Source organism: Streptomyces sp. NPDC001663, from assembly GCF_042893105.1.
In the GTDB taxonomy this organism is placed as follows: domain Bacteria; phylum Actinomycetota; class Actinomycetes; order Streptomycetales; family Streptomycetaceae; genus Streptomyces.
Genome location: NZ_JBIAUR010000018.1, coordinates 129660 through 156484 on the forward strand (window position 1 = coordinate 129660; position 26825 = coordinate 156484).

Genomic DNA, 26825 nt, shown 5'->3' on the forward strand with positions numbered 1-26825 from the left:
TCAGTTGGATCCAGAAGAAGAGAGCCGACCAATGAAGAGCAGCATCCGCAGAAGCAGGCGCGCGGCCGTCGCCGTCGCCCTGGGCTCCGTGCTCGCCCTGACCGCCACCGCCTGCGGCGACGACGGCAGCGGCAGCGCGGGGGACAAGGGCAACGAGGGCTCCGGCAAGGGCGAGATCACCTTCTGGGACAACAACGGCGGTGTCCGTACCGACATCTGGAAGGAGATCATCGCCGACTTCGAGAAGAAGAACCCGGACATCAAGGTCAACTACGTCGGCATCCCCGCCGCGAGCGCCCAGTCCAAGTACGACACCGCCATCCAGGGCGGCGGCCTGCCCGACGTCGGCGGCGTGGGCACCGCGATGCTCGCCGAGGTCGCGGTCCAGGGCGCCCTCGATCCGCTGGACAGCCGGCTCGAGAAGAGCTCGCTGAACGGCAAGCTGAGCCAGAACCTGCTGGACAGCAGCCGGGCCGCGGGCGGCGGCGACAAGCTGTACCAGATCCCGACCTCGTCCAACAACGGCACGCTGTGGTACCGGACCGACCTGTTCAAGAAGGCTGGTCTGGACGCGCCGACGACGTGGTCGAAGTTCTACGAGGCCGCCGACAAGCTCACCGACAAGAAGAAGAACCAGTTCGGGTTCACCATCCGTGGCGGCGAGGGTTCCATTGCGCCGGCTCTGGACGCGTCGTACAGCCAGAGCGGTATCACTTCGTTCTGGAACGGCGACAAGACCACGGTCAACGACCCGAAGATCGTGGCCGCGTTCGAGAAGTACGTCGCCCTGTACAAGAAGGACACTCCGTCCGCCGACGTCAACAACGACTTCACCAAGATGGTCGCGCAGTGGGACAGCGGCACGATCGGGATGCTGAGCCACAACCTCGGCTCGTACCAGGACCATCTGAAGGCGCTGGGCGCGGACAAGTTCCGTGGTCTGCCGAACCCGACGATGGACGACGGTACGCGGGTGCAGATCTCCAACCCCGTCGACGGGCTGAGTGTCTTCAAGTCAAGCAAGAACAAGGCGGCCGCGTGGAAGTTCGTCGAGTTCGCGGTCTCGCACGAGGAGAACTCGAAGTTCAACGAGTCCGCGGGGCAGATCCCTGCGAACACCGAGGCCGCGAAGGATGCGTGGATCCAGAAGGCCGAGCCCACGAAGCTGGCGGCGGAGGCGCTGAATGGTGACGGTACGAAGATTGTGCAGTTGCCGTACTACCTGCCGGACTGGAACACGATCTCCAAGGCGGACAACGAGCCGAACTTCCAGAAGGTGTTGCTCGGGAAGATGACGGCGAAGGAGTTCCTGGACACGCTTGCGGATCAGTTGAACAAGGCGCAGGCGGACTGGAAGAAGAACCACTGAGCTCGGGTGGTTTCGGTTGGTGGGGGACTGCCGGTCGGTCGTGGCTGGTCGCGCAGTTCCCCGCGCCCCTAAAGACATCCCAGTACCCCCTGTTTGAAAGGCACCGCTGTGTCTCTTACCCGCAGACAGGTTTCTCTGGCCGCCCTCGGCGCTGTTCCTCTCGCCTTTGCGGCTGCTGGCACCGCTCAGGCCGCCACCAGGCGGCAGCGCACCCTCTACATCGCCGGTGATTCCACCGCCGCGCAGAAATACGCCGACGCCGCTCCCGAGACCGGGTGGGGTATGGCCATTCCGTTCTTCCTCCGCAAGGAGTTGCCCGTATCCAATCACGCCGTGAACGGGCGCAGTTCGAAGCGTTTCTTCGACGAAGGCCGGCTCGACGCAATCCTCGCGGTGATCCGGCCCGGTGACTTCCTGCTCATCCAGTTCGCGCACAACGACGAGAAGAGCGAGGACCCCACCCGGTACACCGAGCCCTGGACGACGTATCAGGACTATCTGCGGCTGTACATCGAGGGTGCGCGCTCGCACGGTGCCCGGCCTGTTCTCGCCACCCCCGTCGAGCGCCGCAGGTTCGACGCCGACGGGAACGCCGTGCCGACCCACGGGGAGTATCCCGCTGCCATGCGCGCGCTCGCCGAACAGGAGCGGGTGGCGTTGCTCGACATCGAGGCGTTGTCGCTCGCGTTGTGGCAGGAGCTCGGGGTCGAGGAGACCAAGAAGTACTTCAACTGGACCGCCACCGAGCAGGACAACACGCACTTCAATCCGCCGGGCGCGATCGCCGTGGCGCGGCTCGTGGCGCGGGAGTTGCTGCGCACACGGGTGCTCGCACCGCGGGACGTCATCCGGTTGCACGACGACATTCCCACGTCCTGGATCACCTGGCCCGAGGCGACCGACGCCTCGGTTGCGTAACCAAGGAGAGCCGCACAGTGCGTACACAGAAATGTCATGGACGCGTCATAGCGTCCGTCGTGGGTTGCACCGCCCTCGTGCTCGGCGTCACGGGGACGTCCTCCGCACAGCCCCAGCCTCAGGCCCGGTCCCAGGCCGGGGATCTGGCGCGGCAGACGCTCGGGGCCGGTGACGGCTGGGGGGCGTACGGCACCGGTACCACCGGAGGCTCGGCCGCCGACGCCGCGCACGTCTACACCGTCACCGACTGGGCCGGGTTCAAGGCCGCCCTCGCCGACGGCGGCAGTGCGCCGAAGATCATCAAGGTGAAGGGCGTCATCGACGCCGACGGGCCCAGCTGCGACTCGTTTGCGGTGCCCGGGTACGACTTCGACGCCTATCTGAAGACGTACGATCCCGCCGTCTGGGGCCACGACAAGAACCTGGACAGTGAGCCCGACGACTCTCCCGAAGGCCTGCGCCGTGCCTCCGCCGCCAAGCAGGACGCCTACATCAAGGCCGCCGTGCCCGCCAACACCACCATCGTCGGCATCGGCAGGAACGCCGGCTTCAAGGGCGCCAGCCTGCAGATCAAGGCCGTCGACAACGTCATCGTCCGCAACCTGGGCTTCGAGAGCCCCCTCGACTGCTTCCCGCAGTGGGACCCGACCGACACGGCCGACGGCAACTGGAACTCCGAGTACGACAGCGCGGTGGTCTACGGCTCCACGCATGTGTGGATGGACCACGACACGTTCACCGACGGCGACCACCCGGACAGCACGCTGCCCTACTACTTCGGTCGGATCTACGAGCAGCACGACGGTGAGCTGGACATCGTCAAGGGCGCCGACTACGTGACGGCCTCCTGGAACGTCTTCGAGGACCACGACAAGACGATCCTGATCGGCAACAGCGACAGCGCCGCCACGGCCGCGGTGGACAGGGGCCATCTGAAGGTCACCTTCCATCACAACCTGTTCTCGAACCTGGTCGAGCGGGCGCCACGTGTCCGCTTCGGGCAGGTCGACTCCTACAACAACCACTTCGTGGCGGGCGACGGCTTCTCCTACAGCTACGGCATCGGCATGGAGTCCCAACTCGTCGCCGAGCACAACGCGTTCACGCTGCCGGACGGGGTCGGTGCCGGGAAGATCCTCAAGAAGTGGAAGGAGGCGCCGCTCACCGCCGCCGACAACTACGTGAACGGGGCCCTCACCGACCTGATCGCCGTGCACAACGCCGAAGTGCCCGGCGAGATCCTCCAGTCGGGCGCCGGCTGGACGCCGACCCTGCGCACGAAGGTCGATCCGGCGAAGGCCGTCCCCGGGATCGTCGACCACTGCGCGGGCGCCGGACACCTGGGCTGACCGCCACCCCCGAGTGGCCGGGGCCCGGAGGCCCCGGCCCTCGCCCCTCATGAGCCGCACTGCGAAGGAGCACCCGCATGCCCTCGCCCCACCACCGTCAACTGCCCCTGTCCAGAAGGGGATTCCTGCTCGCGAGCGCCGGGGCGGGCGCCGCGCTCGCCCTCGCGTCCGTCCCCGCACGGGCCGCCGGCGCACCCCGCCCGTTCGGCCGGTACGGTTCCCCGGCCGCCCGTCCGACCCCCAAGACGCTCTACGTCGACCAGGGCGGGCGCGGTGACTTCACCACCGTCCAGGCCGCCGTCGACGCCGCAACCTCCGCCGGACACACTCTGGTTCTCGCCCCCGGCGTCTACCGCGAGACCGTGGCCATCGGTGTCGTCGACCCGGCCACCGGCCAACGCACCGAAGCCGCCTCGGAGTTGACCCTGATCGGCGCGAGCGAGAACCCCCGCGACGTCGTCATCGTCCACGACAACGCGGCCGGCACCCAGAAGCCCGACGGCTCGGGCACCTACGGCACCTCCGGCTCGGCCACCACCCTCGTCCGCGCCGACGGGTTCACGGCCCGCTGGATCACCTTTGCCAACGACTGGCTGCGCGCCGATCACCCCGGCGTGTCCGGCACCCAGGCCGTCGCCATCAAGGTGCAGGGCGACCGTTCGGCCTTCCACCACTGCCGGTTCCTGGGTCACCAGGACACCCTCTACGCCGACTCCTTCGCGCTGACCGTCTTCGCCCGGCAGTACTTCTCCCACTGCTACGTCGAGGGTGACGTCGACTTCGTCTTCGGGCGGGCGACCGCCGTCTTCGACCAGTGCCACTTCCGTACGCTGAACCGGACCGACCTGCCGGCGGCGCCGTACGGCTTCGTCTTCGCGCCCTCGACGGCGGGCGCCAACCCGCTCGGCTATCTGGTGACCAGAAGCCGGGTCAGCAGCGAGGCCCCGGACGCCTACTACAAGCTGGCCCGCCCCTGGGTGCCCAGCTCCGACACCACGGCCCGGCCGTCGCTGACCGTACGGGACACCTGGCTGGGCCCCGGCATCGACGCGGTCGCGCCCTACGCCAACATGTCGGACTCCTTCCCCTGGCAGAACCAGCGGTTCGCCGAGTACCGCAACACCGGCCCCGGCGCCGCTGTCACCGTCCCCGAGAACCGGCCCCAACTCACCGCCGCCCAGGCCGAGTCGGCGACCCGCGAGGCCTACCTCGGCGACTGGACGTCGTGGAAGGAGGACTGCTGACATGCTGTCCCGGCGCACTCTCCTCACGAGCGCGGTCGGCGGCCTGATCGCCGCCGGTGCCGCTCCCGCATTCGCCGGCGCCCGCCGCGTCCTGCACGTCCGCCCCGGCGACTCCGTCCAGGCGGCCGTGGACACGGTGGACGGACCCGGCTGGACGATCGTCGTGCACCCGGGGACGTATCGCGAGGTCGTCAACGTCCCCGCCGAGAAGGGCGAGTTGACGATCCGCGGCGCCACCCGCGACCCGCGCGCCGCCGTCATCGTCTACGACAACGCCAACGGCACCAAGAAGCCCGACGGCACGACGTACGGCACGGCGGGCTCGGCGACCTTCACCTCGGCGGCGGCCGGGCTGACCGTCCGTGATCTGACGCTCGCCAACGACTGGCTGCGCGCCGACCACCCCGACATCACCGGCACCCAGGCCGTGGCCGCCTACACCTACGGCGACCGCACCCGCTTCGAGAACGTCCGGCTGCTGGCCCACCAGGACACCCTCTTCGTCGACACGACCGCGCTGGACCTCTTCGACCGGCAGTACTTCCGGCACTGCTACATCGAGGGCGACGTCGACTTCGTCTTCGGGCGGGCCACGGCCGTCTTCGAGGACTGCCACTTCCACACCCTCCAACGGGACGTGACCTTCACTCCCAAGGGCATGGTCTTCGCCCCCTCCACCGCCCGCACCAACCCGCACGGCATCCTCGCCGTCCGCTCCCGGATCACCTCGGGCGCGGAGGACGGCGCGTACAAGCTGGCGCGGCCCTGGGTGCCGTCGTACGAGACGACCGCCTGGCCGTCGCTGGTCGTGCGGGACTCCTGGATCGGCTCCGGGATCGACCCGGTGGCGCCGTACACCAACATGCGGGACGCCTACCCCTGGCAGACCATGCGCTTCCACGAGTACGCCAACTCCGGTCCGGGCGCGGTGATTTCGGTTCCGGAGAACCGGCCGCAGCTGACCGTCGAGGAGGCGGCCGGGCACACCCCGCGCACGTACCTCGGGGACTGGAGGCCCTATGGGCGTCCGTGATCCGGTCGGGCGGCGGGCGTTCGTGGCGGGAGCAGGGGCCGCGCTGATGGCCGGGGGAGTGGCCGCGGGCGACGCGGAGGCGGCGGTGGTCGACGGGCCGCTGCCCGACTTCCACCAGGCCCTCAAGGACGAGCTGAACTTCCCCCTCGCCTGGGGGACTTCAGCCATCCGCGACTTCCGGGCCTGGCGCCGGGCCGCCCGCGCCAAGGTCGAGGAGCACCTTCTCGTCGACCGGCAGGACGGGACGCCGTACGCACCGGAGTTCACCGACGGCCCCCAAGGCGACGGCTGCACAAGGGAGTTGGTCACCCTCTCCCTCACCCGCCACGACCGCGTCCGCGCCGCCCTGCTCACCCCGCACGGAAGCGGACCCTTCCCCGCCGTACTGCTCCTCCACGACCACGGAGCCAAGTTCGACATCGGGAAGGAGAAACTCGTCCGGCCCTGGTACGACGACACACGGCTCGCCTCCGCGCAGGCCTGGGCGGACAGGTACTTCAGCGGACGGTTCGTCGGCGACGAGCTGGCCCGGCGCGGATACGTCGTGCTGTGCGCGGACGCGCTCGGCTGGGGCGACCGCGGCCCGGTCGCCTACGACCAGCAGCAGGCCCTGGCCTCCAACTTCTACAACCTCGGCTCCTCGCTCGCCGGACTCATGGCCCGCGAGGACGCCCGCGCCGCCGGATTCCTGGCCGGCCTCGACCGGGTGGACGCGCGCCGGGTCGCGGCCGTCGGCTTCTCCATGGGCGCGTACCGCGCCTGGCAGACGGCCGCGCTCACCGACGACATCGCGGCCACGGCCTCCGTCTGCTGGATGACCGGCCTGAAGGAAATGATGGTGCCCGGCAACAACACGCTGCGCGGGCAGTCGTCGTACTACATGCTCCACCCCGGGCTCGCCCGGCACCTCGACATCCCCGACGTGGCGAGCATCGGCGCCCCCAAGCCGATGTACTTCCTCGACGGCGAGCAGGACGCCCTGTTCACCGCCGAAGGCGTCCGGGCCGCGTACGCCAAGATGCGCGCCGTCTGGAGTTCCCGCCGCGCCGGGGAGCGGCTTCGTACCGAGACCTGGCCGGGGCTCGGCCATGTCTTCACGCAGCCGATGCAGGACGAGGTCTTCGCCTGGCTCGAAACCGTCCTGTGAACCGTCCCCCCACCCGCACGAGAAAGGACCGCACTCCATGTCTCGTCGTACCGCTCTTACCGCTCTCGCCGCCCTGTCCCTGGGCGCCGGACTCGCCGTCCTCCCCACCCAGGCGCAGGCCGCGACGGTGGTGGTCAGCAACTCGACCGACCTCTCCAACGCCATCAAGAACGCCACCGCCGGCACCGTCATCCAGGTCCGCGGCGGCACCTACTACCCGACGGCCACGCTCCAGTCGACGGCCAACGGCACGTCCTCGTCCCCGGTCACGCTCACCGCGTACGGCTCGGAGACGGTGAAGATCGACGGGTCCTCGCTGCCGTCCGGCTCCTGGATCTTCAAGCTGACCGCCGACTACTGGAACGTCTCCAACATCACCTTCCAGAACTCCCCGGACAGCGCGGTCGTCTGCCAGTCCTGCACCGGCACCAACTGGAACAACGTCAAGACCATCAACGGCGGCGACTCCGGCTTCACGCTCACCGGGGACGGCACGGTGAACAACACCGTGAAGAACCTGGACAGTTACGGCAACTACGACGCCGCCACCCACGGCCAGAACGCCGACGGGGTCGCCATCAAGTTCGGCTCCGGCACCGGCAACCTCGTCACCGGAGCGCGCCTCTACAACAACTCGGACGACGGCATCGACCTCTGGTCGTTCTCGTCACCGGTCACCATCGAGCACACCTGGTCCTTCGGCAACGGCGTCAACCGCTGGGGCGACTCCGCCTTCGAGGGCAACGGCAACGGCTACAAGCTGGGCGGCAACGGCGTGACCGTCGCCCACGTCATCAACAACTCCGCCGCCTGGGGCAACGCCGGCAACGGCTTCACCGAGAACTCCAACACCGGCTCGATCGTCATCAACCGCACCACCGCCTACGCCAACAGCAAGTGGGGCTACTACTTCGCCACCAGCTCCGCCAGGCTCGGCAAGAACCTCGCCGTCAGCAACGGCAGCGGCTCGGTCAGCAAGGGCTCCTCGGTCGTCTCGGCCGGCAACAACTGGGACAGCGGCATAAGCACACCCGCCTTCAAGTCGACGGACGCGAGCAGCACGTACAACGCCCGCAGCTCGAGCGGCACGCTGCCCGCGACGACGTTCCTGACCACGGGGAGCACGACCATCGGGGCGACGATGGACTGATCCGGAACAGAACCGGAATCACCCCGTCCAGGGCGCTTGACCCGTTTTTTGCCTGTGATTGAGGTATCGATCGGGCAACGGGTCTCGCGCCCGCAGGGGTGACGCGCGTAGAAACCTGTCATGCATAAGCCACTGCGTATCGCGGCGATCGCCGCAGCGTGTGCCGTCACCGGTGCCGCTCTCTACGGCGCCGGTGCCGCCACGGCCGGACAGTCCACGGCCAACTCCACCCACGAGCCGTACAACATCGGGCTCCTGGTGAAGGACATCGACACCTACTACGGCACCACGGCCGACGCCAACGGCGTGTACCAGGCGTCCCCGGACAGCCCGTACGCCAAGGACCTGGCGCGGATCGACTCGGCCGCCCGCAAGTACATAGACCAGGCCGCCCGCAAGGCGCACCACCGGGGCGAGAAGGCCGCGGTCGTCTTCGACATCGACGACACGCTGCTGCTCAGCCTCGACTACGAGAAGCGCTACAACTACACGTACAACGCCACCACTTGGGCCGACTACGTGAACAAGGCCGACCGCCCCGGCGTCTTCGGCAGCGCCGAGCTGGTCCAGTACGCCGAGTCCAAGGGCGTCGAGGTCTTCTACAACTCCGGTCTCAGCGAGGCGCAGCGCACCGCCGCCGTTGCCAACCTGAAGAAGATCGGCGCCGATGTGAACCTCGACGCCGACCACATGTTCCTCAAGGACAAGGCCAACCCGCCGGCCTACCTGAGCTCGTGTGCCACCCCGGGCACCTGGACCTGCACGACCGTGCAGTACAAGTCCGGCACGCGCAAGCACATCGAGGACGACCTGGGGTACGAGGTCGTCGCCAACTTCGGCGACCAGTACTCGGACCTGGACGGCGGTTACGCCGACCGCACCTACAAGCTGCCGAACCCGACGTACTTCGTCAGCTGATCACTTCCCGACCGGCCTGACCGACTCCAGGGTCGGTACGACCGGCTGAAGGGTACCGTCCGCGGCGAACCACAGCCGGTCGACGGTCGTCTACCGGTGCATGCCGTCGCCGCCGGGCCTCCCCGGCCCGTTCAGGGCGAACCGGTGGTAGACGATGTACCAGTCGTCGGTGCCGGGGACGTTCACCACGGAGTGGTGGCCGGTGCCGAGGATTCCGTACTCGGGACGCTTGGACAGGATCGTCCCCCGCTTGGTCCACGGGCCGAGCGGGGACGGTCCGGTCGCGTAGGCGACGTGGTAGTTCTCGCTGCGGGTGTCGTCCTCGGACCACATGAAGTAGTAGGTCCCCTTGCGCTTGATCACGAAGGAACCCTCGCGGAAGTTGTCCGGGGTGATGTCCTTCACCTTCGATGCGTCGTACGAGGTCATGTCGTCGTTCAGCGGGACCACGTACCCGTGGCCGTTGCCCCAGTAGAGATACGACGTCCCGTCGTCGTCCGTGAAGACCGCCGGGTCGATCATCTGGCCGCTCAGCGAACCGCCCTTCGCCACAAGGGGTTTGCCCAGCGCGTCCTTGAAGGGGCCGGCCGGGGAGTCGGCGACCGCGACTCCTATCTGCTGCTCGGCGCAGAAGTAGAAGTAGTACTTGCCGTTCCGCTCGGCGACCGCCGGTGCCCACGCGTACTTGTCCGCCCAGGAGACGTCCGGGCCGAGGTCGAGGATCACCCCGTGGTCCTTCCAGTGGACCAGGTCCCTCGACGAGTACGCCTTGAAACTCGTGCTGCCCCAGCCCTGGTTGCCGTCCGTCGTCGGGTAGATCCAGTACTGGCCGTCCAGATAGTGCACGTCCGGGTCGGCGTTGAGCCCGGGCAGGATCGGGCTGCGGGTGGGCACCGCCTCGACGCTCCAGGTGCGGCTCGTGCCGTCGGCCGCCGTGACGGTGTACGTCTGCGGTTTGCGGAAGTCGCGCCGCGTACCGGACTTGGGACTCAGGATCGCGCCCGCACCCACGGCGAACTCCGGCGCGAGGTCCGTGAGGTCGGCGCCCGGCTGCATCGGCAGGACGACCTTCGACGCGGCCTCCGTTACGACGGCGTACCCCTTCTGGTCCTTGGCCGTCGCGTCCACGACCGACGTGGCGGTGGCGGGATACGCGGCCAGCAGCCGGTCGTACTCGGCCTGTGTCACCGGAAGTACCGTGCCGTGCCTCGGACTTGCCGGCAGCTGGTAGTTCTTCGACATCGTCCACTTGCCGGAGTCGAGGTCGGTGGTCTCGAAGGGGACGTAGCCGCGCTCGCCGTACTCGTCGATGAACAGGTACCACTTCTTCTCGGTGTTGGACTTGAAGACCGTGGGCCCCTCACCGCGGTCGATCGAGCCGCTGCCGATGCAGTCGGAGACGAAGTCGTACGTGGTCGACGTGAGGGTCTTCGACTTCTCGCCGGTGATGAACTTCGAGCAGGGGGAGTCGGAGGACTGGTTCCGCTCGTCCTTGGTGTAGCGGTAGTAGGTGTCCTTGTACTTCACGACCGTTGAGTCGATCACCGAGTAGCCGGGGTCGTCCCAGACCTTGGGCTCGCTGAAGGTGCGGAAGTCCTTCGTCGTCGCGTACAGCATCTTGTTGTACGTCGATCCCGTGTGGTCGGGGTCGTCGTCGGCGTACAGCTTCGACGCCCAGAAGACGACGTACTCTCCGAGCGAGTCGTCCCAGTAGGCCTCCGGCGCCCAGGTGTTGCCCGCGTTGTCGGGGGCCACCTTCACCAGGCGCCGGTCGGTCCAGTGGACCAGGTCGGTGGACTCCCAGATCATGATCGACTTGCTGCCGTGCCGCTGGACGTGGTCCCAGCTGCCGCTGCTGTTCTTGTACATCCTGAGGTCGGTGGCGATGAGATAGAACTTGTCGCCCTTGGGGGAGCGGATCACGAACGGGTCCCGCAGGCCCTTCTCGCCGATCGTCGACGTCAGGACCGGCCTGCCCTGGTTCAGCTCGCGCCAGTGCAGCGGGTCGTTGCCGCGGCTGAGGGCGTAGCGGATCTGCTCGCCGTCCGCGGTGCCCTCGCCGGTGAAGTAGGCGAAGAGATAGCCGGCGTACTTGGGGTGGTTCACGGGCGGGGCTCCTGAGTGGGCGGCACGGGCGGTGCTGGGTGGCGCGGTGAACAGAGCGAGGAGGACGGCGAGGCAGACGACGAGCACGGCTCTGGGGCGCATGAGTAGTCCTGTAGAAGTGTGGGGGATTCTGTTGGATGGTGCGCGCCCTCGGAGTGTTGCGAGTGGGAAACAGCACGTCAACCGGTTGGAGCAGGACGGGAGGCGGCGAAAATTTCGAGGGTTTTCGAGGGGAGCGGCAACCTTTTCCCGCCACGGAGGCGACTGGTCTGCGTAGCTTCCCCAAGGAAAGGAACGCCCCGTGCGACTGAGCACCGGACGCCACCGCAGGACGCGCACGCTCTCGATCGCCGCGGCGGTGGCCGTTTCCGCCGGGGCCGGCGGCGTCTACCTCGGCCTCTCGGGCGGCGGCGCCCAGGCCGCCACGACGACGGTCACCGTCTCCACCACGGCCCAGCTGGAGTCGGCCGTGAAGAGCGCCGCCGCGGGCACCGTGATCCAGGTCCGCGCCGGCACGTACTATCCGACGGCCACCCTCAAGTCCACGGCCAGCGGCAGCAGTTCGAACCGGATCACGCTGCAGGCGTACGGCAGCGAGAAGGTGAGGATCGACGGCTCCAAGCTGCCCGCCGGCTCCTGGCTCACCGGCATCTACGGCAGCTACTGGACCGTCCAGAACCTCACCTTCCAGAACTCCCCGGCCCAGGGCTTCGTCGTCACCTCCTCGACGGGCGGTGTCTTCAAGAGCCTGGTCACGGCCGACAACGGCGACTCCGGGTTCACGCTGCGCGGCGACAACACGGTCAACAACCTCGTGCAGAACCTGGACAGTTACGGCAACTACGACCCCTCCGGGCACGGTCAGAACGCCGACGGCATCGCCATCAAGTTCGGCTCCGGGACCGGCAACAAGGTCAGCGGCGCCCGCCTCTACAACAACTCCGACGACGGCCTCGACCTCTGGCAGTTCTCCTCGCCGGTCACCATCGAGCACAGCTGGGCCTTCGGCAACGGCAAGAACCGCTGGGGCGACTCGGCGTTCGAAGGGAACGGCAATGGATTCAAGCTGGGCGGCGGGGGCGTGGCGGTCGCGCATGTCGTGAACAACAACGCGGCCTGGGACAACACGCTGAACGGGTTCACCGAGAACTCCAACACCGGGGCGATCGTCCTGAACCGCAACACCGCGTACGCCAACGCGCAGACCGGCTTCTACTTCGCCACGGGCAAGGCCCGACTCGCGCGGAACCTCGCCGTGAGCAACAAGGGCGGTCTGGACAAGCTGGGTTCGAAGACGGTCTCCGCGGCGAACAACTGGGACAGCGGGGTGTCGACGCCGGCGTTCAAGTCGACGGACGCGACGACGGCCTACGGGGCGCGGAAGTCGGACGGGTCGCTGCCGGCGACCACCTTCCTCACCACGGGGTCCACGACCATCGGTTCGACCATGAACTGACCGGGCAGATGAACGCCCCGCCAGTCGTCACTGGCGGGGCGTTCTTCGTGCCGGCCGAGGGGGGCTCTGACCGGCGGCTGCTGACCGAGGGGGGCTCAGGTCAGCAGGTCCAGGCAGTCGAACGACGTGCCGGCGCTGAGAAACGCCGTGCCGCCCGAACCGCTCACGATGTTGATCTTCAGGACGTTGTACTGCGAGGTGTCCGTCTTCCACGCACTACTAGGGACGTTGAAAGCGAACGTGTGGTTGTTCCCCCGGTACGAACCCGTGGTGAGGGAGCGCGTCTCGGGCTGTGTGATGGCCGAGGGGATGGCCGAAACCCAATCGTTGACGGTCACCCGCGGCCGCCCGCCCGCGAACGCGTCGGTCACCCCGACCCGCAGCGTGTGCGCGGCCGCCGCCTGTGCCTTGGTCAGCTTGAAGTAGACCAGGATGCCGTCGTTGACGTCCTTCCAGACGTACGCCGGGAAGGACGCGGCCTCGCTGCCGCTGCCGATGGTGACGTTGCCGGTCCACTTGGCCGCGCGGCCGTCGGAGGGATGCGCGTACGTCATCAGCTTGGCGTTCTTGAACTCGCCGGGCGTGCCGTCCCAGTCGCCGAGCCGCCAGACCGTCGCGGCGGCGGACGGGTCACCGGTGATGCTCAGGGTGTGCAGGGACGTCGTACCGCCCGCCGTGACCTTCACCGACTCGGTGTGGACGGCGAGTTCGTTCTTGAAGACGGTCAGTGTGTACGTCCCCGGGAGCATCCCCTTGCAGGAGAACGCACCCGTGCCGGCCGCCGCCTTCGCCCAGTACTGCGCGTCCGCGTTGGCGAAGCCCACCGTGTAGGCGTACTTGGCGTCCATGCCCTTGAGGCCGACGCCCGCCACCTTGCCTCGGCCGGCCTTGCCGACCCAGCCGGTGATGCCGAGGCCGTCCACCCACGAGGTGTCGAGGTTCGCCTGGAAGAGCGAGGTCGAAGGTGCGCCGCCGTCCGTGAGGGCGATGACGTACGGGCCCTGGAGGCCGAAGCGCTCGGCCTCCGTCTGGGCCTCGTTGTAGTGCAGGATCTCGTAGAGACCCGCCCCGCCCTCGTTCGAGTGCCGCAGCAGTGAGCGGTAGAAGGGGCCGCCGGAGGCCTTCTCGTGGTTGGAGCGGACCAGCCACAGACCGACCGAACCCGTCGTGAAGCCGACGTAGTCGTAGTCGATGGTCCGCCTGCCCGAGTAGTGCTTGGAGTGGGTCGTGCCGTCCGGGCGCTTCCAGACGTCACCCGCCTCGATGATCTTGTCGGTCGTCGAGTCCCAGGCGTCCGAGCCCGTGTTGGGGAACATTCCGGGCTTGAGGCGGACGATGTAGCGGGTCGCCGTGAAGGACGCGTCCGCCTTGTTGGTCCACAGATAGACGTTGTTCTGGCCGCTGCGGGCCGCGTACCACTGGGTGATCGCCCCGTGCACGACCTTGATCAGGATCGTCGAGCCGGACTGCTTGATCGTGACAGTGGAGGCGCCGAGCCCCGACTCGACGTGCGAGTGCTTGCCGCCGTAGCCCTCGTACTCCTTGCCCTTGTAGGCGAGGGAGGTGATGTCGCCGGTCGTCTTGGAGACCTTGAAGACGAGCGCGGCGCCGGTGTCGACGACGTAGTTCCTGCCGTCGTCCTGGTAGCCGAAGCCCGCGGCGGACGCCGACGAGAGGAGGCCGGTGCCGCCCGCGACAGCGGCGCCGGTGGCGGCGACGCCGATCGCCGAGGCCCCGAGCACACGTCGGCGCGTGAGGTGTCTCCTGTGCGTGCTCAAGGATCGCTTTCCCGTCATGGTTGAAAGTTCACTCAGTTGTGCGTGATGTCAGATGACGAGAACTTGCAGGCGGTTCCGTCGGCGCCGGTGCCGATCTCGGTCGGCTCCTTGCCGGTGTGGTTGCCCTTGAAGCGGACACAGGTCTTGATCTTCTTCTTGCTGTCGCCGTGGATGCGGATCTTCGACAGCGTGGCGGTGTCGCCGTAGTTCGCGTTGACGCCCACGATCGCCTTGCCCGGCGCCGTCACGTCGATGTCGCTGAGCACGATCGTCCGCTTGAACTGCGTCTTGCAGTTGCCGCAACTGCGCACCAGCTTGCCGAAGTTCCGCACCTGGAAGCCGGTCACGGTGAGCTTTCCGGCGCCGTTGAACTGCAGCACCTTGTCGTCGGCGTTCTTCGCACCGCCGCCGATCACCTTGTACGTCGCCGACGACGACTTGCCCTTGAAGCTGGCGGCGTCCTCGCCGACGTCCAGCCACCACACGTTCTGCAGCGTGCACGAGCCCTTGCAGTGGACGCCGTCCGCGGCCGGGGTGCCGATGATCACGTTCTTCAGGGTCGCGCCGTCGGCCAGCTCGAAGATCGGGCCCTGATCCTCGGACTGGTCGTCCGTGCCCAGGTCGCCCGAGCCGTAGAACTTCTTCAGCTTGCCGTCGTAGGTGCCCGACACCTTGATCGTGGACGAGACGGCCTTGCTGCCGGTGGCGGTCGGCCAGGCCGGGGCGGCGCCGGCGGTGGACAGCAGCGTCGTCGTGACGATCGCCGCACCCGTGATGCCGAGTGCGGCGGCGCCGCCGATCACCGCCCGTCGCCTCGTGACCCGGCGACGGTGGCGGACGCGCTGTTCTGCTCGTGCAGTCATGCCCATTCCTTGCGTGGGAGGGGAACCTTGCGCTTCCTGGTCGCCCCCGGTGAGGAAAGGGTTGCCGCGTCTTCAGATTTTTTTCACGAGCCGCCGTCAGGGGGCCTTACGAATCGCCCTCGTCGTCCGCGTGAGCTGCGAAGTCGCCGCCCACCGCACGCTGTTGGCCGTCCGCCGTCGCCGTGATGGTGTACGTGTCGTCCTTCGCGTCCCGGCCGCCGCGCTGGTGGTTGTACTGCCCGGCGAACACCCACTCGCCCTTGGCGACCGTACGGCCCTCCTTGAGCGTCCAGGTGTAGACGAGGAAGCCGTTCTGCTCGCCGACCGTGAGGTCGAAGTCCTGCTCCGGCAGCGAGCGCCAGGCACCGGCGTTGCCGACTCCACCGGTCTGCGCGACCTTCAACTGCACGGTCAGGGCGGTGAGTTGCTCGCTCGTCTTGAGCGTGATGTTGCTCTGCGCCCAGAAGTCGTTGCTGTGCGGGTCCACCGAGCCGTCCGACCACAGCGGGCCGTCCTTCTCGCCGTCGGCGGGCGGCAGCACGGAGGCGGAGGGCTTCGTCGACGGGGTGCTGCTCGGCCGTTGCGTCTTCGGCGGGGTGCTCGGCGTGGTGTCCACCGGCGGCACCGGCGCACGGCTGGTCGCGTCCGGCGACGGGGTGGGCGTCGGCGAGACCGCGACCGTCTGCTGCTGGGGCTTGTCGTCCTTCACCGCGGACGCGACCGCGTAGCCGCCGACCGCGAGCATGCCCGCCACCGCCGCCGTCGCACTCACGACCCGGGCCCAGCCCCACACCGGCGGGCGCGTCGCCCGGTGGTCGGCGCGGTCCTGCTGGGCCATGCCCCGCTCGATCCGCGCCAGGATCCTCGCCCGGTCCGGCTCGTGCGTCTCGGCCGCCTCGTGCAGCCGGGCGCGCAGCTCGTTGTGCACGTCCTGCTGCCTCATCGGTCCGTTCCTCCGGTCTCGCCGCCACGCGCCATCGCCGCGTGCACCTTCTGCGCCACGCCCTGGGAGCCGAGCTGCTTCTGCAGTTCGGCCATCCCCTTGGACGTCTGGGACTTAACCGTACCCACGGAAACACCCAGGGCGAGAGCGGTGTCCTTCTCCGACAGGTCGAACGCGTGCCGCAGCACCACACACGCCCGTTTCCGGAACGGCAGCCTGCGCAGCGCCTCCTGAACGTCGACCACGCCCGCTATGTCCGGGTTCTCGGTCTTCTCCTCGCGCTGTGACCAGAACAGCGAGATCCGCCGGCGTTCGCGTACGGCGCTGCGGATGCGGGTGCGGGCCAGGTTGGCGACGACTCCGCGGGCGTAGGCGGCCGGGTGGTCGGCGGCGCGCACCCGGTCCCAGCGGTGCCACAGGGCGAGCAGCGCGTCCGCCGCCAGATCGTCGGCGGCGTCCGCCTCGCCGGTCAACAGGTGTGCGAAACGCGACAGTTCGGCATAGTGCCGTTCGAAGAAGGCATGGAACTCCACGGAGGCTGCGTCGTCGACGACAGTGCCCACGGGCCAACCTCTCTGTGCGTGTCATGTAGATGACATGTGATCATCCGGAGGAGGCCCGGACGAGATCCGGAAGCGTAGCAGTGATCAACCGCATGGTTCGTACGGGGCTTCGAACGCAGTCTGACGGGTCGGCCCTGATTCCGTAACACGAGGAAAACCTGAAACGCGTTCAACGCGGGAACAATCCAGCCAGCATCCGCACACGATCAATCAGGCACCAAGGAGTACCCGCATGTCCGACACCAAGACGGTGACCGACCGGTCAAGTAGCCCGCCACCGGCGGCGAACGGCGTCGACCGGTTCTTCAAGATCTCCGAGCGGGGGTCCACCTTCGGCCGGGAGATACGCGGCGGCTTCGCCACGTTCTTCACCATGGCCTACATCCTTGTCCTGAATCCCATCATCCTCGGCAGCGCGAAGGACAAGTTCGGCCACAGCCTCGACACCGGCCAACTCGTCACCGCGACCGCCCTGGTGGCCTGTGTGATGACGATCATCATGGGCGTCGGCGGCAACCTGCCGCTCGCCATCGCCGCGGGCCTCGGTCTCAACGCCGTGGTCGCCTTCCAGTTGGCGCCGCTGATGAGCTGGGCCGACGCGATGGGGCTCGTCGTCCTCGAGGGCATCCTGATCTGCGTCCTGGTCGTCACCGGGCTGCGGAAAGCGATCATGGACGCCATTCCGCACCAGCTCAAGCAGGCCATCGGCGTCGGCATCGGGCTGTTCATCGCCTTCATCGGCTTCGTCGACGCCGGGTTCGTCAGTCGTATACCGGACGCCGCCAACACCACCGTGCCGGTGCAGTTGGGCGCCGTCGGCAGGCTCACCGGCTGGCCCGTCCTGGTCTTCTGTCTCGGTGTGCTGCTCACCATCGCGCTGATCGCGCGCAAGGTGAAGGGCGCGATCCTGATCAGCATCGTGACCATGACGATCGTCGCGATCATCATCAACGCCATTGCCGACATCAAGAGTTGGGGCCTTACGACCCCGAAGGTGCCGGACAAGATCGTCGACACCCCGGACTTCGGGCTCATCGGTCACTTCAGCCTCTTCGGCGGCTTCGCGAAGGCCGGCATCCTCACCGCGGTGCTGCTGGTGTTCACGCTGATCCTGTCGGACTTCTTTGACGCGATGGGGACCATCGTCGGTATCAGCGCGGAGGCCGGGCTGCTCGACGAGCAGGGGCAGGTGCCGGGGATCGGGCGCGTGCTGTTCATCGACGGGGCGGCTGCGGTGGCCGGCGGACTGGGGTCCGCCTCCTCCAACACGGCGTACATCGAGTCGGCGGCCGGTGTGGGAGAGGGTGCCCGGACCGGGTTCGCGAACCTGATCACCGGCGGTCTCTTCGGGCTCGCGCTCTTCCTGACCCCGCTCCTGACCATCGTCCCGCTTCAGGCCGCGGCTCCGGCCCTCATCGCCGTGGGCTTCCTGATGATGACCCACGTCAAGCACATCGACTGGGACAAGTACGAGATCGCGATCCCGGCGTTCCTGACCATCGCCGCGATGCCGTTCACCTACTCGATCACCGACGGCATCGGCGCCGGGTTCCTGGCCTACGTCGTCATCAAGGCGGTGCTGGGCAAGGCGAAGGAGGTGCACTGGCTGCTCTGGGGTGTGTCCGCGCTGTTCCTGGTGTACTTCGCGATCGACCCGGTGGAGCAGATCCTGGGCGTGAAGTAGGCGACAGGACTCAGTTCTTGAGAGCCGCCTCCATCATGGCCTTGGCCACGGGGGCGGCCAGTCCGTTGCCGCTGACCTCCGAGCGGGCCGCGTTCGACTGCTCCACGACCACCGCCACGGCGACCTCCTTGCCGTCCGCCTTGCCGTAGGACGTGAACCAGGCGTACGGGGTCTGGCTGTTGTTCTCGCCGTGCTGGGCCGTGCCCGTCTTGCCGCCGACCGTCGCGCCGTCGATCTTTGCGTTCGTGCCCGTGCCCTGCTCGACGACCGTCTGCATCGCCGACTGCAACTGCTCGGCGGTGTCGGAGTCGACGATCTCCTTGGCGCCCGCGCTGTCGTCGTAGTTCTTCAGGACGTCGCCGCCGCTGTCGGTGATCTGCGAGACCATGTGCGGCGAGACCAGCTTGCCGCCGTTGGCTATGGCAGCCGACACCATCGCCATCTGCAACGGCGTCGCGGTGACGTCGTACTGGCCGATGCCCGTCAGGGCCGTCGACGACCTGTCCATGTCGGAGGGGTAGACGCTGGTGTACGCCCGCACCGGCACGTCCTGCTCGTCGTCGTTGAAGCCGAACTTCTCGGCCATCGCCTTCACCTTGTCCTGGCCCAGGTCGACGGCCATCTTCGCGAAGACGTTATTGCACGAGTACTGCAGCGCGGTACGGATCGTGGCGTTCTCGCAGGGCGCCGACCGGTTCTCGTTCGCCAGCTCCCTGGTCGTGCCCGGCAGGGTGTACGGGTCCGGGCTCTTCGTCTTCTCGTCCACCGACGAGTACAGCCCGTCCTCCAACGCGGCCGCCGCGACGACCAGCTTGAACGTCGAACCCGGCGGCAGCGGCTGGCGCAGGGCGCGGTTGGTGAGCGGCTTGTCGGAGTCGGCGTTCAGCTTCTTCCAGGCCGTGCCCGCCGTGTTGGCGTCGGTCAGCGACGTCGGGTCGTACGACGGCGTCGACACGACCGCGAGGATCTTGCCGGTCTTCGGGTCGATCGCGACCGCCGCGCCCTTCTTGTCGCCGAGCGCGTCGTACGCCGCCTTCTGCACGTCCGGGTCGATCGTCGTGACCACGTCGCCCGGGTCGGCTCGCTTGTCGGTGACGGTGTCCATCACGGTCTTCAGCCGGTTGTCCGTGCCGTTGAGGACGTCCTGGTAGATGCCCTCGAGCTGGGTCGGGGCGTAGGCCTGCGAGGCGTAGCCCGTCACCGCCGCGTACAACTTGCCGTCCTTGTACGTGCGCTTGTACTTGAGGTCGCTGTTCTTCGTCGCCGAGGAACCGGTGATCGAATTCCCGGCCACGATGATGTTCCCGAGCGGCTCCGCGTACGTCTCGATCGCGTTGCGCCGGTTGTCCTTGTCGTCCGCGAGGGCCTTGCCGTCGTAGAACTGCACCCACGTCGCCCTGACCAGCAGAGCGAACACGAGCAGCAGCGCGAAGACGGAGGCTCGCCTGATCGTCTTGTTCATCCCGCCCAGAAGGACGAACAGGAAGGAGGGAATCGTTCCCATCCGCCCGGATTTCTCATCGGGTGTTCATGAAGCCCGCCTCGTACGCGGCGATCACCGCCTGGGTACGGTCCCGGGTGCCGGTCTTCGCCAGCACCGCCGCCACGTGCGACTTCACGGTGGCCGGTCCGACCTCCATACGGCGTGCGATCTCGGCGTTCGTCAGGCCGGCCGCCATGTGCCGCAGCACCTCGCGCTCCCGGCCCGTCAGCCTCGCCACCCAGGCCGGAGGCGTCGCGTACGCGCGCGCGTGCTCGACGGCCAGCGCCCGCACGGCCGACGGGAACAGCAGGCTGTCGCTGTGCGCGACCAGCCGTACGGCCTGCACGAGGGCGTCGGCATCGGCCCGTTTGAGCAGGAACCCGGCGGCTCCGGCGCGCAGGGCGTCGTACACGTAGGAGTCGTTCTCGAAGGTGGTGACGACGACGATCCGGGGCGGTACGTCGAGCGTGGCGAGGATCTGCTCGGTGGCGCGGATGCCGTCGACGTCAGGCATACGGACGTCCATGAGCACGACGTCGGGCCGCACTTCCCGCACCACGGACACCGCCTCGGCGCCGGTGGCCGCTTCCCCGACGACCTCCAGGTCCGGCTCGGCGGAGAGGATGGCGCGCAGCGCGGTGCGCACCATGCGCTCGTCGTCGGCGATGACGACGCGGAGGGGCGGGTGGGCCATACGGTGTCCCTTCGGCGGGGCCAGTGCGGTTCGTGCCCGGCGCTCTCGGCGGCCGCGGTGGCTCGTGCGAGGGGCCATTGCGGGCCGCACCGGTGTGCGCGGGCCGTCATCGGCTGCGGCTGGGCGTGCGGGTACTTCGTCGGCGGTGGTCGTGCGGGGTGGCACTCGGGCGGCGGTCATGAGGGCCGCCGCGGCGGCTGTCATGCCGGGCCCTTCATCGGCAGCCGTACCTGCACACGCCACGTCCCGTCGGCCTCCCGCTGCCCCGCCTCCGCCGTGCCGCCCAGCAGCCGGGCCCGATCAGCGATGCCGCGCAGACCGTGGCCACCGCCCGGACGGTGCACGGGGTTTGGGGTGAAGGGATTCTCCACGGCGATCTCCAGGTGGCCCCCGGCGACCGTGATCCGCAGCGTCACCCGCACCCCGTCCCCGGCGTGCTTGAGGGCGTTGCTCAGCCCTTCCTGCACGATGCGGTAGGCCTCGCGGGAGAGCACGGGCGGCAGGGCCGCGGGGTCGGTCTCGACGGCGGCCGTCACGCGCAGCCCGCCCGCGCGGACGCGGCGCAGGAGGCCTTCGAGGTCGGCCGCGAGGGTGGGTGCCGGGCCCGTGCCAGGAGCATCGCCGTCCCTCAACACGCCCAGGACGGCGTCGAGTTCGCCCACCGTACGGCGGGTGGTGTCCTCGATCGCGGCGAGCGCCTCGCGGGCGAACTCCGGGTCGGTGTCGAGGACGCGGCGGGCCGCGCCCGCCTGGAGGATGACGGCGCTGAGGGCGTGGCCGACCGAGTCGTGCAGCTCGCGCGCGAGCCGGTTGCGGACGGCGAGGTCGGCCGCCCGGGCCTCGGCGGCCGCGAGCCGGTCCTCCGGGGCGGGCCCGAGCAGCCGGGGCGCCCAGTGGGCGAGGAGCGCGCCGGACGCGGCCGCGCAGCCCGCCAGCGCCACGAGGCACCCGGCACCCGCGACCGGCGCGAGGGCCAACGCCCAGGTGTGGTCGAGGACTTCGGGGAGGCCCAGGCGGGTGTCGCGCAGGCCCGCGACCGCCGGCAGCGCGATCAGCACGGCGGCGAACGGCGGTACGGCCAGCGACATCCCGGCGATGATCCCGCCGAACCCCAGATGCAGCGTGAACCACGCCGCCGTGCGCCCCTTCGCGGCGCGGGTGCGGGCGGGGCCGTAGACGAGCAGGCCCGCGTCCACACCGCACAGCCAGCGCACCGCGCCGGCCTCCAGCGGCCGGGTCAGCGGGAACAGGGAGGTGACCGCCGCCAGGGGCAACCCGACGGCGAAGGAGAGGAGTTGGAGGGGGAACTGCTCGAAGACGTGCTGCGAGCCGGTGACCGGGCCGACGAAGACCTCGCCGACGAGGACGTACGGCATGGCGAGCGCACCGCCGAGGATCAGATGGATCCACCGCAGCCGCGCCCGCCGCCCGAACAGCAGCGCCGCGAACGCCTTCACACCGGCCGCTTCGAAGCCGCCCCGGACGACCGCTCGGCGAAGTAGTAGGCGCCGACGGTGGCCACGAGGATGCCGACGGTCATCTGGCCAGCGTAGGCGAGGTTCATCAGCTGGGTCGGGCGGTCCGCGATGTCGTCCACCCCGGTCAGGGAGGCGAGCGACAGCCAGCCGCCCCAGCAGGCCGTGGCGCCGGAGCCGACCCAGCCGAGGGCGAGCGGGAGCCTGACGGGCAGGGCGCGCCCCCGCCGGAAGGCGAGCAGACAGGCGCCGACCACGGCCGCCGCGAGGAAGGCGACGAACACGGCCTCCAGGACATAGAAGTCACCGGTCCGGTCGTCGGCCCGCCCCTCGCTGAGCCCGGCCGTGCTCCCGCAGGCCCACAGGACGTGGACGGTGAGGGGGAACAGGGCGAGCACGGCGGCCGCGGCGGCGGTGGCGCGCTGGGCCGCCCCGACGACGCCGACCGGCAGCTCCCACACCCGGCCCCGCCACAGATACCCCCAGCGGTCCCGCGCGTACAGCACGAACAGCGCCCCGAGCGACAGCCCCTGCACGATGAACCCGGTGTACACGACCCCGAACACCCACTCGTCGAGGAACGGCTCACCACCGTCGCTCCTGTGCACGCTCCCCCCGAACACCCTCACCAGGAGCTGCAGCGGAAACCCGGCCATGATCGGCGCGAGCAGCCCGGAGGCGACCCACACCGGAAACGCGAGCAGCCACGCGGGCACCCTGAGCCCCCACGGCCGGGTGAGCACCAGCGCGAGCACGATGACGGCACTGTCGAGCACGACGGAGAGGCTGTTGGCGACGGCCATCGAGGTCCGGTGCTCCAGCAGCGAACTGCCCTCGGGAATCCCGAGATGACTCCCGGCGACCCAGGCGACCTTGATCCCCAGATACGGAACACAGGCGAGGACGGCGACGCCCCGCAGCAGCCGACGGGCACGACTGAGCGCGGGAACCTCGGTGACCGGAGCGGCGGCGGGTGCGAGTGACGGTGACATGCGTCCACGCTCCCGCGGGGGCGGCGGGGCGCACGTCGTGCACGGTGACGATCTCCCTCCGCCGCGCGGGGGAGATGTCCTCACCCTTCCAGCGTGAGCACGACCTCGGCGATCTCCTCGCCGCGCGCGTTGGCGTACCCCGACGCATGCGCGGAGAACCGGAAGCCGCACTTCTCCAGCACGCGCCGTGAACCGGCGTTGTCCGCCGCGGCACGCGCGTACAGCGGGCGTTCGGACACCTCGTCCAGCAGCCCCCGAAGTGCCGCCGTGGCCACACCCCGCCCCCAGTAGGCGCGGTCCACCCAGTACGTGACCTCGCGCTCGCCCGGCTCGCCGTACACCGCCGCGTTGCCCACCACGTCACCGTCGGCCAGGATCGTCCGGGTCAGGGCGTCCGAGGCCCGGATCCGTTTCCAGCGGGCTTCGAAGGCGTCCCAGTCGGCCGGGTTCTCGGGGGTGAAGGCCGCCATGTGAGCGGCCTCCGGATCGTTCATCTGCCGGTAGAAGACCGGCAGATCGCTGTCGTGGACTTCGCGCAGAACGATGTTCATGAAGTCAGAGCCTAGGAGTCACAGCCTGCGGGTCGCCAGCGTCAGGCGGTCCCGGGCATCGAACAGCGCGTCCTTCACCATCTGTTCGTGTGCGGGCGTGAGGCGGGCCACCGGCACCGAGCAGCTGATCGCGTCGCGCGCCGGGGTGCGGTACGGGATCGCCACGCCGAAGCAGCGCAGGCCCAGCGTGTTCTCCTCGCGGTCCACCGCGAAGCCCTGCTCACGCACCTGGTGCAGCTCCTCGATGAGCTTCTCCCGGTCGATGATCGTGTTCTCGGTCAGGGCGGGGAGGGTCTCGGGCAGCATCTTGCGGACCTGCTCGTCCGAGTAAGTACTGAGCAGCGCCTTGCCGAGCGAGGTGGAGTGGGCCGGGAGGCGGCGGCCGACGCGGGTGAAGGGGCGCAGATAGTGCTGCGACTGGCGGGTGGCCAGGTAGACCACGTTGGTGCCGTCCAGACGCGCCAGGTGGATGGTCTCCGTGGTGTCGTCCGAGAGACGGTCCAGGGTCGGGCGGGCCGCCGCGACCACCTCGTCGCCGTCGATGTACGACGTGCCGACCAGCAGCGCCCGTACGCCGATGCCGTACCGCGTGCCCGTCGCGTCCGTCTCCACCCAGCCCAGCTCCACCAGCGTGCGCAGCAGCATGTACAGGCTGGACTTGGGGTAACCGACGGCCTCCTGGACCGACGCCAGGGAGTGCATACCGGGGCGACCGGCGAAGTACTCCAGCAATTCAACGGTCCGCACCGCGGACTTGACCTGAGCCCCGCCGCCTGTCTCGGCTGCCGACATCGCCCTTGACCCCTTCGTTCGACGGGAAATAGTCTCCAACAGCATATTCATCATCAGAGACAGCGTTCAGCATATCGAACAACCCTGGTGAATGACCCAGATACACCTGGAGGGACCCGCGGTGGCAGCAGCACCAGTCTGGAGTGTCGACCCCCGAACCGGGAAGCAGCGTGAACAGGTTGCGGTGGAGGCCACAGCCCAGGAGGTGGACACCGCCGTCCGCGCCGCGCACGCAGCGCGCGGCTCCCTCGCCGACCGCGCCGTCCGCTCGGCGTTCCTGCGCACCGCCGCGGAGCAGCTCGAGGCCGCCAAGGACGGGCTGGTCGAGACCGCTGACGCCGAGACCGCGCTCGGCCCGGTCCGCCTCACCGGCGAACTCGCCCGCACCTGCTACCAGTTGCGGGCCTTCGCGGACATCGTCGACGAGGGCGCCTTCCTCGACGTGATCATCAACCACCCCGACGACACCGCGACCCCGCCGATCCCGGACCTGCGCCGCTACAAGGTGCCCCTCGGCGTGGTCGCCGTCTACTCGGCCTCGAACTTCCCCTTCGCCTTCTCGGTCGCCGGCGGCGACACCGCGAGCGCGCTCGGTGCCGGCTGCCCGGTCGTCGTCAAGGCCCACCCCGACCACCCGGCCCTGTCCGAGCTGGTCGCCAAGGTCCTGCGCCGGGCGGCCGCCGCGCACGGCATCCCCGAGGGCGTCGTCGGCCTGGTCCACGGCTTCGAGGCGGGCGTCGAGCTGGTCAAGCACCCGCTGGTCACGGCGGCCGGCTTCACCGGTTCCGTACGAGGCGGTCGTGCCCTCTTCGACGCGGCCGCCGCCCGCCCGGCTCCGATCCCCTTCCACGGCGAGCTGGGCTCCCTGAACCCCGTCGTCGTGACCGAGGCCGCGGCGGCCGAGCGTGCCGAGGCGATCGGTACCGGTCTCGCCGGTTCCATGACGCTGGGCGTCGGACAGTTCTGCGTGAAGCCGGGCCTGGTGCTCGCGCCGTCCGGCGCCGCGGGCGACCGCCTCCTGAAGTCCCTGACCGACGCGGTCAGCGACACGGACGCGGGCGTTCTGCTGGACCACCGCATGCGGGACAACTTCATCGCCGGTGTCGCCGAGCGCGCGGAGCTCCCCGAGGTCGAGTCGCCGGTGACGCCGGGCGCCGGCAGCGAGCACACGGTGAGCGCGGGCTTCCTGACGGTGGCGGCGGACAAGCTGGCCGAGGAGGGGGCGTACGACCTGCTCCTCGAGGAGTGCTTCGGGCCGGTCACCGTGGTGGCCCGCTACGAGGACGAGGCCGAGGTCCAGGGCGTGCTGTCCCGGCTGCCGGGCAACCTGACCGCGACGGTGCACCTGTCGACGGAGGAGGCGGCCGGCGAAGGCCGTGGCGCGGAGATCCTGGCGGAGCTGACGCCGCTGGCGGGGCGTGTCCTCGTCAACGGCTGGCCGACGGGTGTGGCGGTCGCCCCGGCCCAGCACCACGGCGGCCCGTACCCGGCGACGACCTCCACGTCGACCTCCGTCGGCGGTACGGCGATCGAGCGCTGGATGCGGCCGGTCGTCTACCAGGGCGCGCCCGAGGCTCTGCTGCCGCCCGAGCTCCGGGACGACAACCCGCTGGGGCTGCCGCGCCGCTTCGACGGCCGCCTCGAGCGCTGAACAACCCCGGGCCCGCATCGAACACCCGTAGCTGACACACTCACTGGATGGACGTGGAACTTCCCGAACTGCCCTTCGCCCTCCGTACCTACGGACCCGACGGGCACTGGTCCTACGAGGACGGTGTGCTCACCGGATGGGCCGGGCCCCGGCAGGATCGGTTCGTACCGCCCACCGGGGAGGCGTTGGACCCTGCGTCCGATGCGCCGCGGCTGCTGGGGGCGCCCGAAGGGGACTTCCAGCTGATCGCCCGGGTCACAGTCGGGTTCGCCGGGGCCTTCGACGCCGGAGTGCTCTACGTCCATGTCAACGACCGGGCCTGGGCCAAATTGTGCCTGGAGTACTCCCCGGACGTGCCCACCGTCTGCACGGTGGTCACCCGGGGGCACTCCGACGACGCCAACTCCTTCACTGTGGAGGGCAGTTCGGTCTGGCTCCGGGTGAGCCGCACCGGCCGCGCCTTCGCCTTCCACGCCTCCCGCGACGGCGAACACTGGACCTTCGTCCGCCTCTTCACCCTGGCCGGCGAGAAGGAGTCCGACGCGGCCCTGGTCGGCTTCATGACGCAGTCCCCGATGGGGGAGGGCTGCGTGGTGACGTACGACCACATGGAGTTCCGCGACAGCTGGCCTGCCGATCTAAGAGACGGAAGCTGATTTCAGCCCG

The 26825-nt window shown here is 69.0% G+C and carries 22 protein-coding genes and 1 pseudogene; 12 read left to right on the forward strand and 11 right to left on the reverse strand.

All coding sequences use genetic code 11. From position 1 onward, the window contains the following. Nucleotides 1-31: 31 nt before the first annotated feature. The 8 genes from ACFY1L_RS43585 (at nt 32) to ACFY1L_RS43620 (ending at nt 9128) form a co-directional block, all read left to right on the forward strand. The gene (locus tag ACFY1L_RS43585) at nt 32-1369 is read left to right on the forward strand and encodes an ABC transporter substrate-binding protein (protein ID WP_388838123.1); all 1338 of its coding nucleotides are present in this window, start codon (nt 32-34) and stop codon (nt 1367-1369) included. A 108-nt stretch (nt 1370-1477) separates the two neighbouring features. After that, complete coding sequence (locus tag ACFY1L_RS43590) at nt 1478-2287, forward strand: rhamnogalacturonan acetylesterase (protein ID WP_388838126.1); 810 nt, start codon at nt 1478-1480, stop codon at nt 2285-2287. Between the two features lie 17 nt (nt 2288-2304). Further along, nucleotides 2305-3636, forward strand: coding sequence for a polysaccharide lyase family 1 protein (locus ACFY1L_RS43595; RefSeq protein WP_388838132.1), 1332 nt, complete (start codon nt 2305-2307; stop codon nt 3634-3636). 77 nt (nt 3637-3713) lie between these two features. Next, nucleotides 3714-4880, forward strand: coding sequence for a pectinesterase family protein (locus ACFY1L_RS43600; protein WP_388838135.1), 1167 nt, complete (start codon nt 3714-3716; stop codon nt 4878-4880). Nucleotide 4881: 1 nt separating this feature from the next. Beyond that, entirely contained in the window at nt 4882-5913 is a 1032-nt protein-coding gene (locus ACFY1L_RS43605; protein ID WP_388838138.1) for a pectinesterase family protein, read from the forward strand. Beyond that, nucleotides 5900-7060, forward strand: coding sequence for a dienelactone hydrolase family protein (locus ACFY1L_RS43610; RefSeq protein ID WP_388838141.1), 1161 nt, complete (start codon nt 5900-5902; stop codon nt 7058-7060). The genes ACFY1L_RS43605 and ACFY1L_RS43610 overlap by 14 nt, the downstream gene beginning before the upstream one ends. A 37-nt stretch (nt 7061-7097) precedes the next feature. Further along, nucleotides 7098-8210, forward strand: a complete 1113-nt coding sequence (locus tag ACFY1L_RS43615; RefSeq protein ID WP_388838144.1) for a chondroitinase-B domain-containing protein — start codon at nt 7098-7100, stop codon at nt 8208-8210. Between the two features lie 120 nt (nt 8211-8330). Next, nucleotides 8331-9128: an HAD family acid phosphatase gene (locus ACFY1L_RS43620; RefSeq protein ID WP_388838147.1), complete on the forward strand. Its 798-nt coding sequence runs from the start codon at nt 8331-8333 to the stop codon at nt 9126-9128. Here the strand turns inward: ACFY1L_RS43620 and ACFY1L_RS43625 are convergent. Then, nucleotides 9129-11336, reverse strand: a pseudogene (locus tag ACFY1L_RS43625) (family 43 glycosylhydrolase). 199 nt (nt 11337-11535) lie between these two features. Here ACFY1L_RS43625 and ACFY1L_RS43630 point away from each other — a divergent pair. After that, nucleotides 11536-12690, forward strand: coding sequence for a right-handed parallel beta-helix repeat-containing protein (locus tag ACFY1L_RS43630; protein ID WP_388838150.1), 1155 nt, complete (start codon nt 11536-11538; stop codon nt 12688-12690). Nucleotides 12691-12785: 95 nt separating this feature from the next. On the opposite strand, the gene ACFY1L_RS43635 is transcribed toward ACFY1L_RS43630, so the two are convergent. The 4 genes from ACFY1L_RS43635 to ACFY1L_RS43650 form a co-directional block, all read right to left on the reverse strand. Further along, a complete protein-coding gene (locus ACFY1L_RS43635) occupies nt 12786-14486 on the reverse strand; it encodes a rhamnogalacturonan lyase B N-terminal domain-containing protein (RefSeq protein ID WP_388838154.1) in 1701 nt (566 codons plus the stop codon). A gap of 14 nt (nt 14487-14500) precedes the next feature. Next, nucleotides 14501-15331 (reverse strand): pectate lyase, encoded by an 831-nt coding sequence (locus ACFY1L_RS43640; RefSeq protein ID WP_388838157.1) that lies wholly within the window; start codon nt 15329-15331, stop codon nt 14501-14503. Nucleotides 15332-15437: 106 nt separating this feature from the next. After that, nucleotides 15438-16274, reverse strand: a complete 837-nt coding sequence (locus ACFY1L_RS43645) for a hypothetical protein (RefSeq protein WP_388838160.1) — start codon at nt 16272-16274, stop codon at nt 15438-15440. Continuing rightward, nucleotides 16271-16837: a SigE family RNA polymerase sigma factor gene (locus ACFY1L_RS43650; RefSeq protein ID WP_388838163.1), complete on the reverse strand. Its 567-nt coding sequence runs from the start codon at nt 16835-16837 to the stop codon at nt 16271-16273. The genes ACFY1L_RS43645 and ACFY1L_RS43650 overlap by 4 nt, the downstream gene beginning before the upstream one ends. Nucleotides 16838-17069: 232 nt before the next feature. On the opposite strand from ACFY1L_RS43650, the gene ACFY1L_RS43655 reads away from it, so the two are divergent. Further along, complete coding sequence (locus ACFY1L_RS43655) at nt 17070-18521, forward strand: NCS2 family permease (RefSeq protein ID WP_388838166.1); 1452 nt, start codon at nt 17070-17072, stop codon at nt 18519-18521. Between the two features lie 10 nt (nt 18522-18531). Here ACFY1L_RS43655 and ACFY1L_RS43660 read toward each other — a convergent pair whose 3' ends face one another. From ACFY1L_RS43660 to ACFY1L_RS43685, 6 genes are all read right to left on the reverse strand, one after another. Then, the gene (locus ACFY1L_RS43660; protein WP_388838477.1) at nt 18532-19983 is read right to left on the reverse strand and encodes a peptidoglycan D,D-transpeptidase FtsI family protein; all 1452 of its coding nucleotides are present in this window, start codon (nt 19981-19983) and stop codon (nt 18532-18534) included. Between the two features lie 55 nt (nt 19984-20038). After that, nucleotides 20039-20698: a response regulator gene (locus ACFY1L_RS43665; protein WP_388838169.1), complete on the reverse strand. Its 660-nt coding sequence runs from the start codon at nt 20696-20698 to the stop codon at nt 20039-20041. Between the two features lie 200 nt (nt 20699-20898). Further along, nucleotides 20899-22155, reverse strand: coding sequence for a sensor histidine kinase (locus tag ACFY1L_RS43670; protein ID WP_388838172.1), 1257 nt, complete (start codon nt 22153-22155; stop codon nt 20899-20901). Further along, nucleotides 22152-23165 (reverse strand): hypothetical protein, encoded by a 1014-nt coding sequence (locus ACFY1L_RS43675; RefSeq protein ID WP_388838175.1) that lies wholly within the window; start codon nt 23163-23165, stop codon nt 22152-22154. The genes ACFY1L_RS43670 and ACFY1L_RS43675 overlap by 4 nt, the downstream gene beginning before the upstream one ends. Nucleotides 23166-23245: 80 nt before the next feature. Then, nucleotides 23246-23716 carry a GNAT family N-acetyltransferase gene (locus ACFY1L_RS43680; protein WP_388838178.1) on the reverse strand — a complete coding sequence of 157 codons (471 nt, stop codon included), beginning with the start codon at nt 23714-23716 and terminating at the stop codon, nt 23246-23248. Nucleotides 23717-23734: 18 nt separating this feature from the next. Continuing rightward, the gene (locus ACFY1L_RS43685) at nt 23735-24508 is read right to left on the reverse strand and encodes an IclR family transcriptional regulator (protein WP_388838181.1); all 774 of its coding nucleotides are present in this window, start codon (nt 24506-24508) and stop codon (nt 23735-23737) included. Nucleotides 24509-24629: 121 nt separating this feature from the next. Here ACFY1L_RS43685 and ACFY1L_RS43690 point away from each other — a divergent pair, with 121 nt between their 5' ends. Together ACFY1L_RS43690 and ACFY1L_RS43695 are read left to right on the forward strand one after the other, a co-directional pair. Continuing rightward, the gene (locus ACFY1L_RS43690; RefSeq protein ID WP_388838183.1) at nt 24630-26159 is read left to right on the forward strand and encodes an aldehyde dehydrogenase (NADP(+)); all 1530 of its coding nucleotides are present in this window, start codon (nt 24630-24632) and stop codon (nt 26157-26159) included. Between the two features lie 47 nt (nt 26160-26206). Further along, a complete protein-coding gene (locus ACFY1L_RS43695; protein ID WP_388838186.1) occupies nt 26207-26815 on the forward strand; it encodes a DUF1349 domain-containing protein in 609 nt (202 codons plus the stop codon). Nucleotides 26816-26825 lie beyond the last annotated feature (10 nt).

What these genes read in the sequence shown, in the direction of transcription:
- ACFY1L_RS43585 (WP_388838123.1), top strand. Translation starts at nt 32, where the DNA reads ATGAAGAGCAGCATCCGCAGAAGCAGGCGCGCGGCCGTCGCCGTCGCC.
- ACFY1L_RS43600 (WP_388838135.1), top strand. Translation starts at nt 3,714, where the DNA reads ATGCCCTCGCCCCACCACCGTCAACTGCCCCTGTCCAGAAGGGGATTC.
- ACFY1L_RS43605 (WP_388838138.1), top strand. Translation starts at nt 4,882, where the DNA reads ATGCTGTCCCGGCGCACTCTCCTCACGAGCGCGGTCGGCGGCCTGATC.
- ACFY1L_RS43610 (WP_388838141.1), top strand. Translation starts at nt 5,900, where the DNA reads ATGGGCGTCCGTGATCCGGTCGGGCGGCGGGCGTTCGTGGCGGGAGCA.
- ACFY1L_RS43615 (WP_388838144.1), top strand. Translation starts at nt 7,098, where the DNA reads ATGTCTCGTCGTACCGCTCTTACCGCTCTCGCCGCCCTGTCCCTGGGC.
- ACFY1L_RS43620 (WP_388838147.1), top strand. Translation starts at nt 8,331, where the DNA reads ATGCATAAGCCACTGCGTATCGCGGCGATCGCCGCAGCGTGTGCCGTC.
- ACFY1L_RS43635 (WP_388838154.1), bottom strand. Translation starts at nt 14,486, where the DNA reads ATGACGGGAAAGCGATCCTTGAGCACGCACAGGAGACACCTCACGCGC.
- ACFY1L_RS43640 (WP_388838157.1), bottom strand. Translation starts at nt 15,331, where the DNA reads ATGACTGCACGAGCAGAACAGCGCGTCCGCCACCGTCGCCGGGTCACG.
- ACFY1L_RS43645 (WP_388838160.1), bottom strand. Translation starts at nt 16,274, where the DNA reads ATGAGGCAGCAGGACGTGCACAACGAGCTGCGCGCCCGGCTGCACGAG.
- ACFY1L_RS43655 (WP_388838166.1), top strand. Translation starts at nt 17,070, where the DNA reads ATGTCCGACACCAAGACGGTGACCGACCGGTCAAGTAGCCCGCCACCG.
- ACFY1L_RS43660 (WP_388838477.1), bottom strand. Translation starts at nt 19,983, where the DNA reads ATGAACAAGACGATCAGGCGAGCCTCCGTCTTCGCGCTGCTGCTCGTG.
- ACFY1L_RS43665 (WP_388838169.1), bottom strand. Translation starts at nt 20,698, where the DNA reads ATGGCCCACCCGCCCCTCCGCGTCGTCATCGCCGACGACGAGCGCATG.
- ACFY1L_RS43675 (WP_388838175.1), bottom strand. Translation starts at nt 23,165, where the DNA reads ATGTCACCGTCACTCGCACCCGCCGCCGCTCCGGTCACCGAGGTTCCC.
- ACFY1L_RS43680 (WP_388838178.1), bottom strand. Translation starts at nt 23,716, where the DNA reads ATGAACATCGTTCTGCGCGAAGTCCACGACAGCGATCTGCCGGTCTTC.
- ACFY1L_RS43685 (WP_388838181.1), bottom strand. Translation starts at nt 24,508, where the DNA reads ATGTCGGCAGCCGAGACAGGCGGCGGGGCTCAGGTCAAGTCCGCGGTG.
- ACFY1L_RS43695 (WP_388838186.1), top strand. Translation starts at nt 26,207, where the DNA reads ATGGACGTGGAACTTCCCGAACTGCCCTTCGCCCTCCGTACCTACGGA.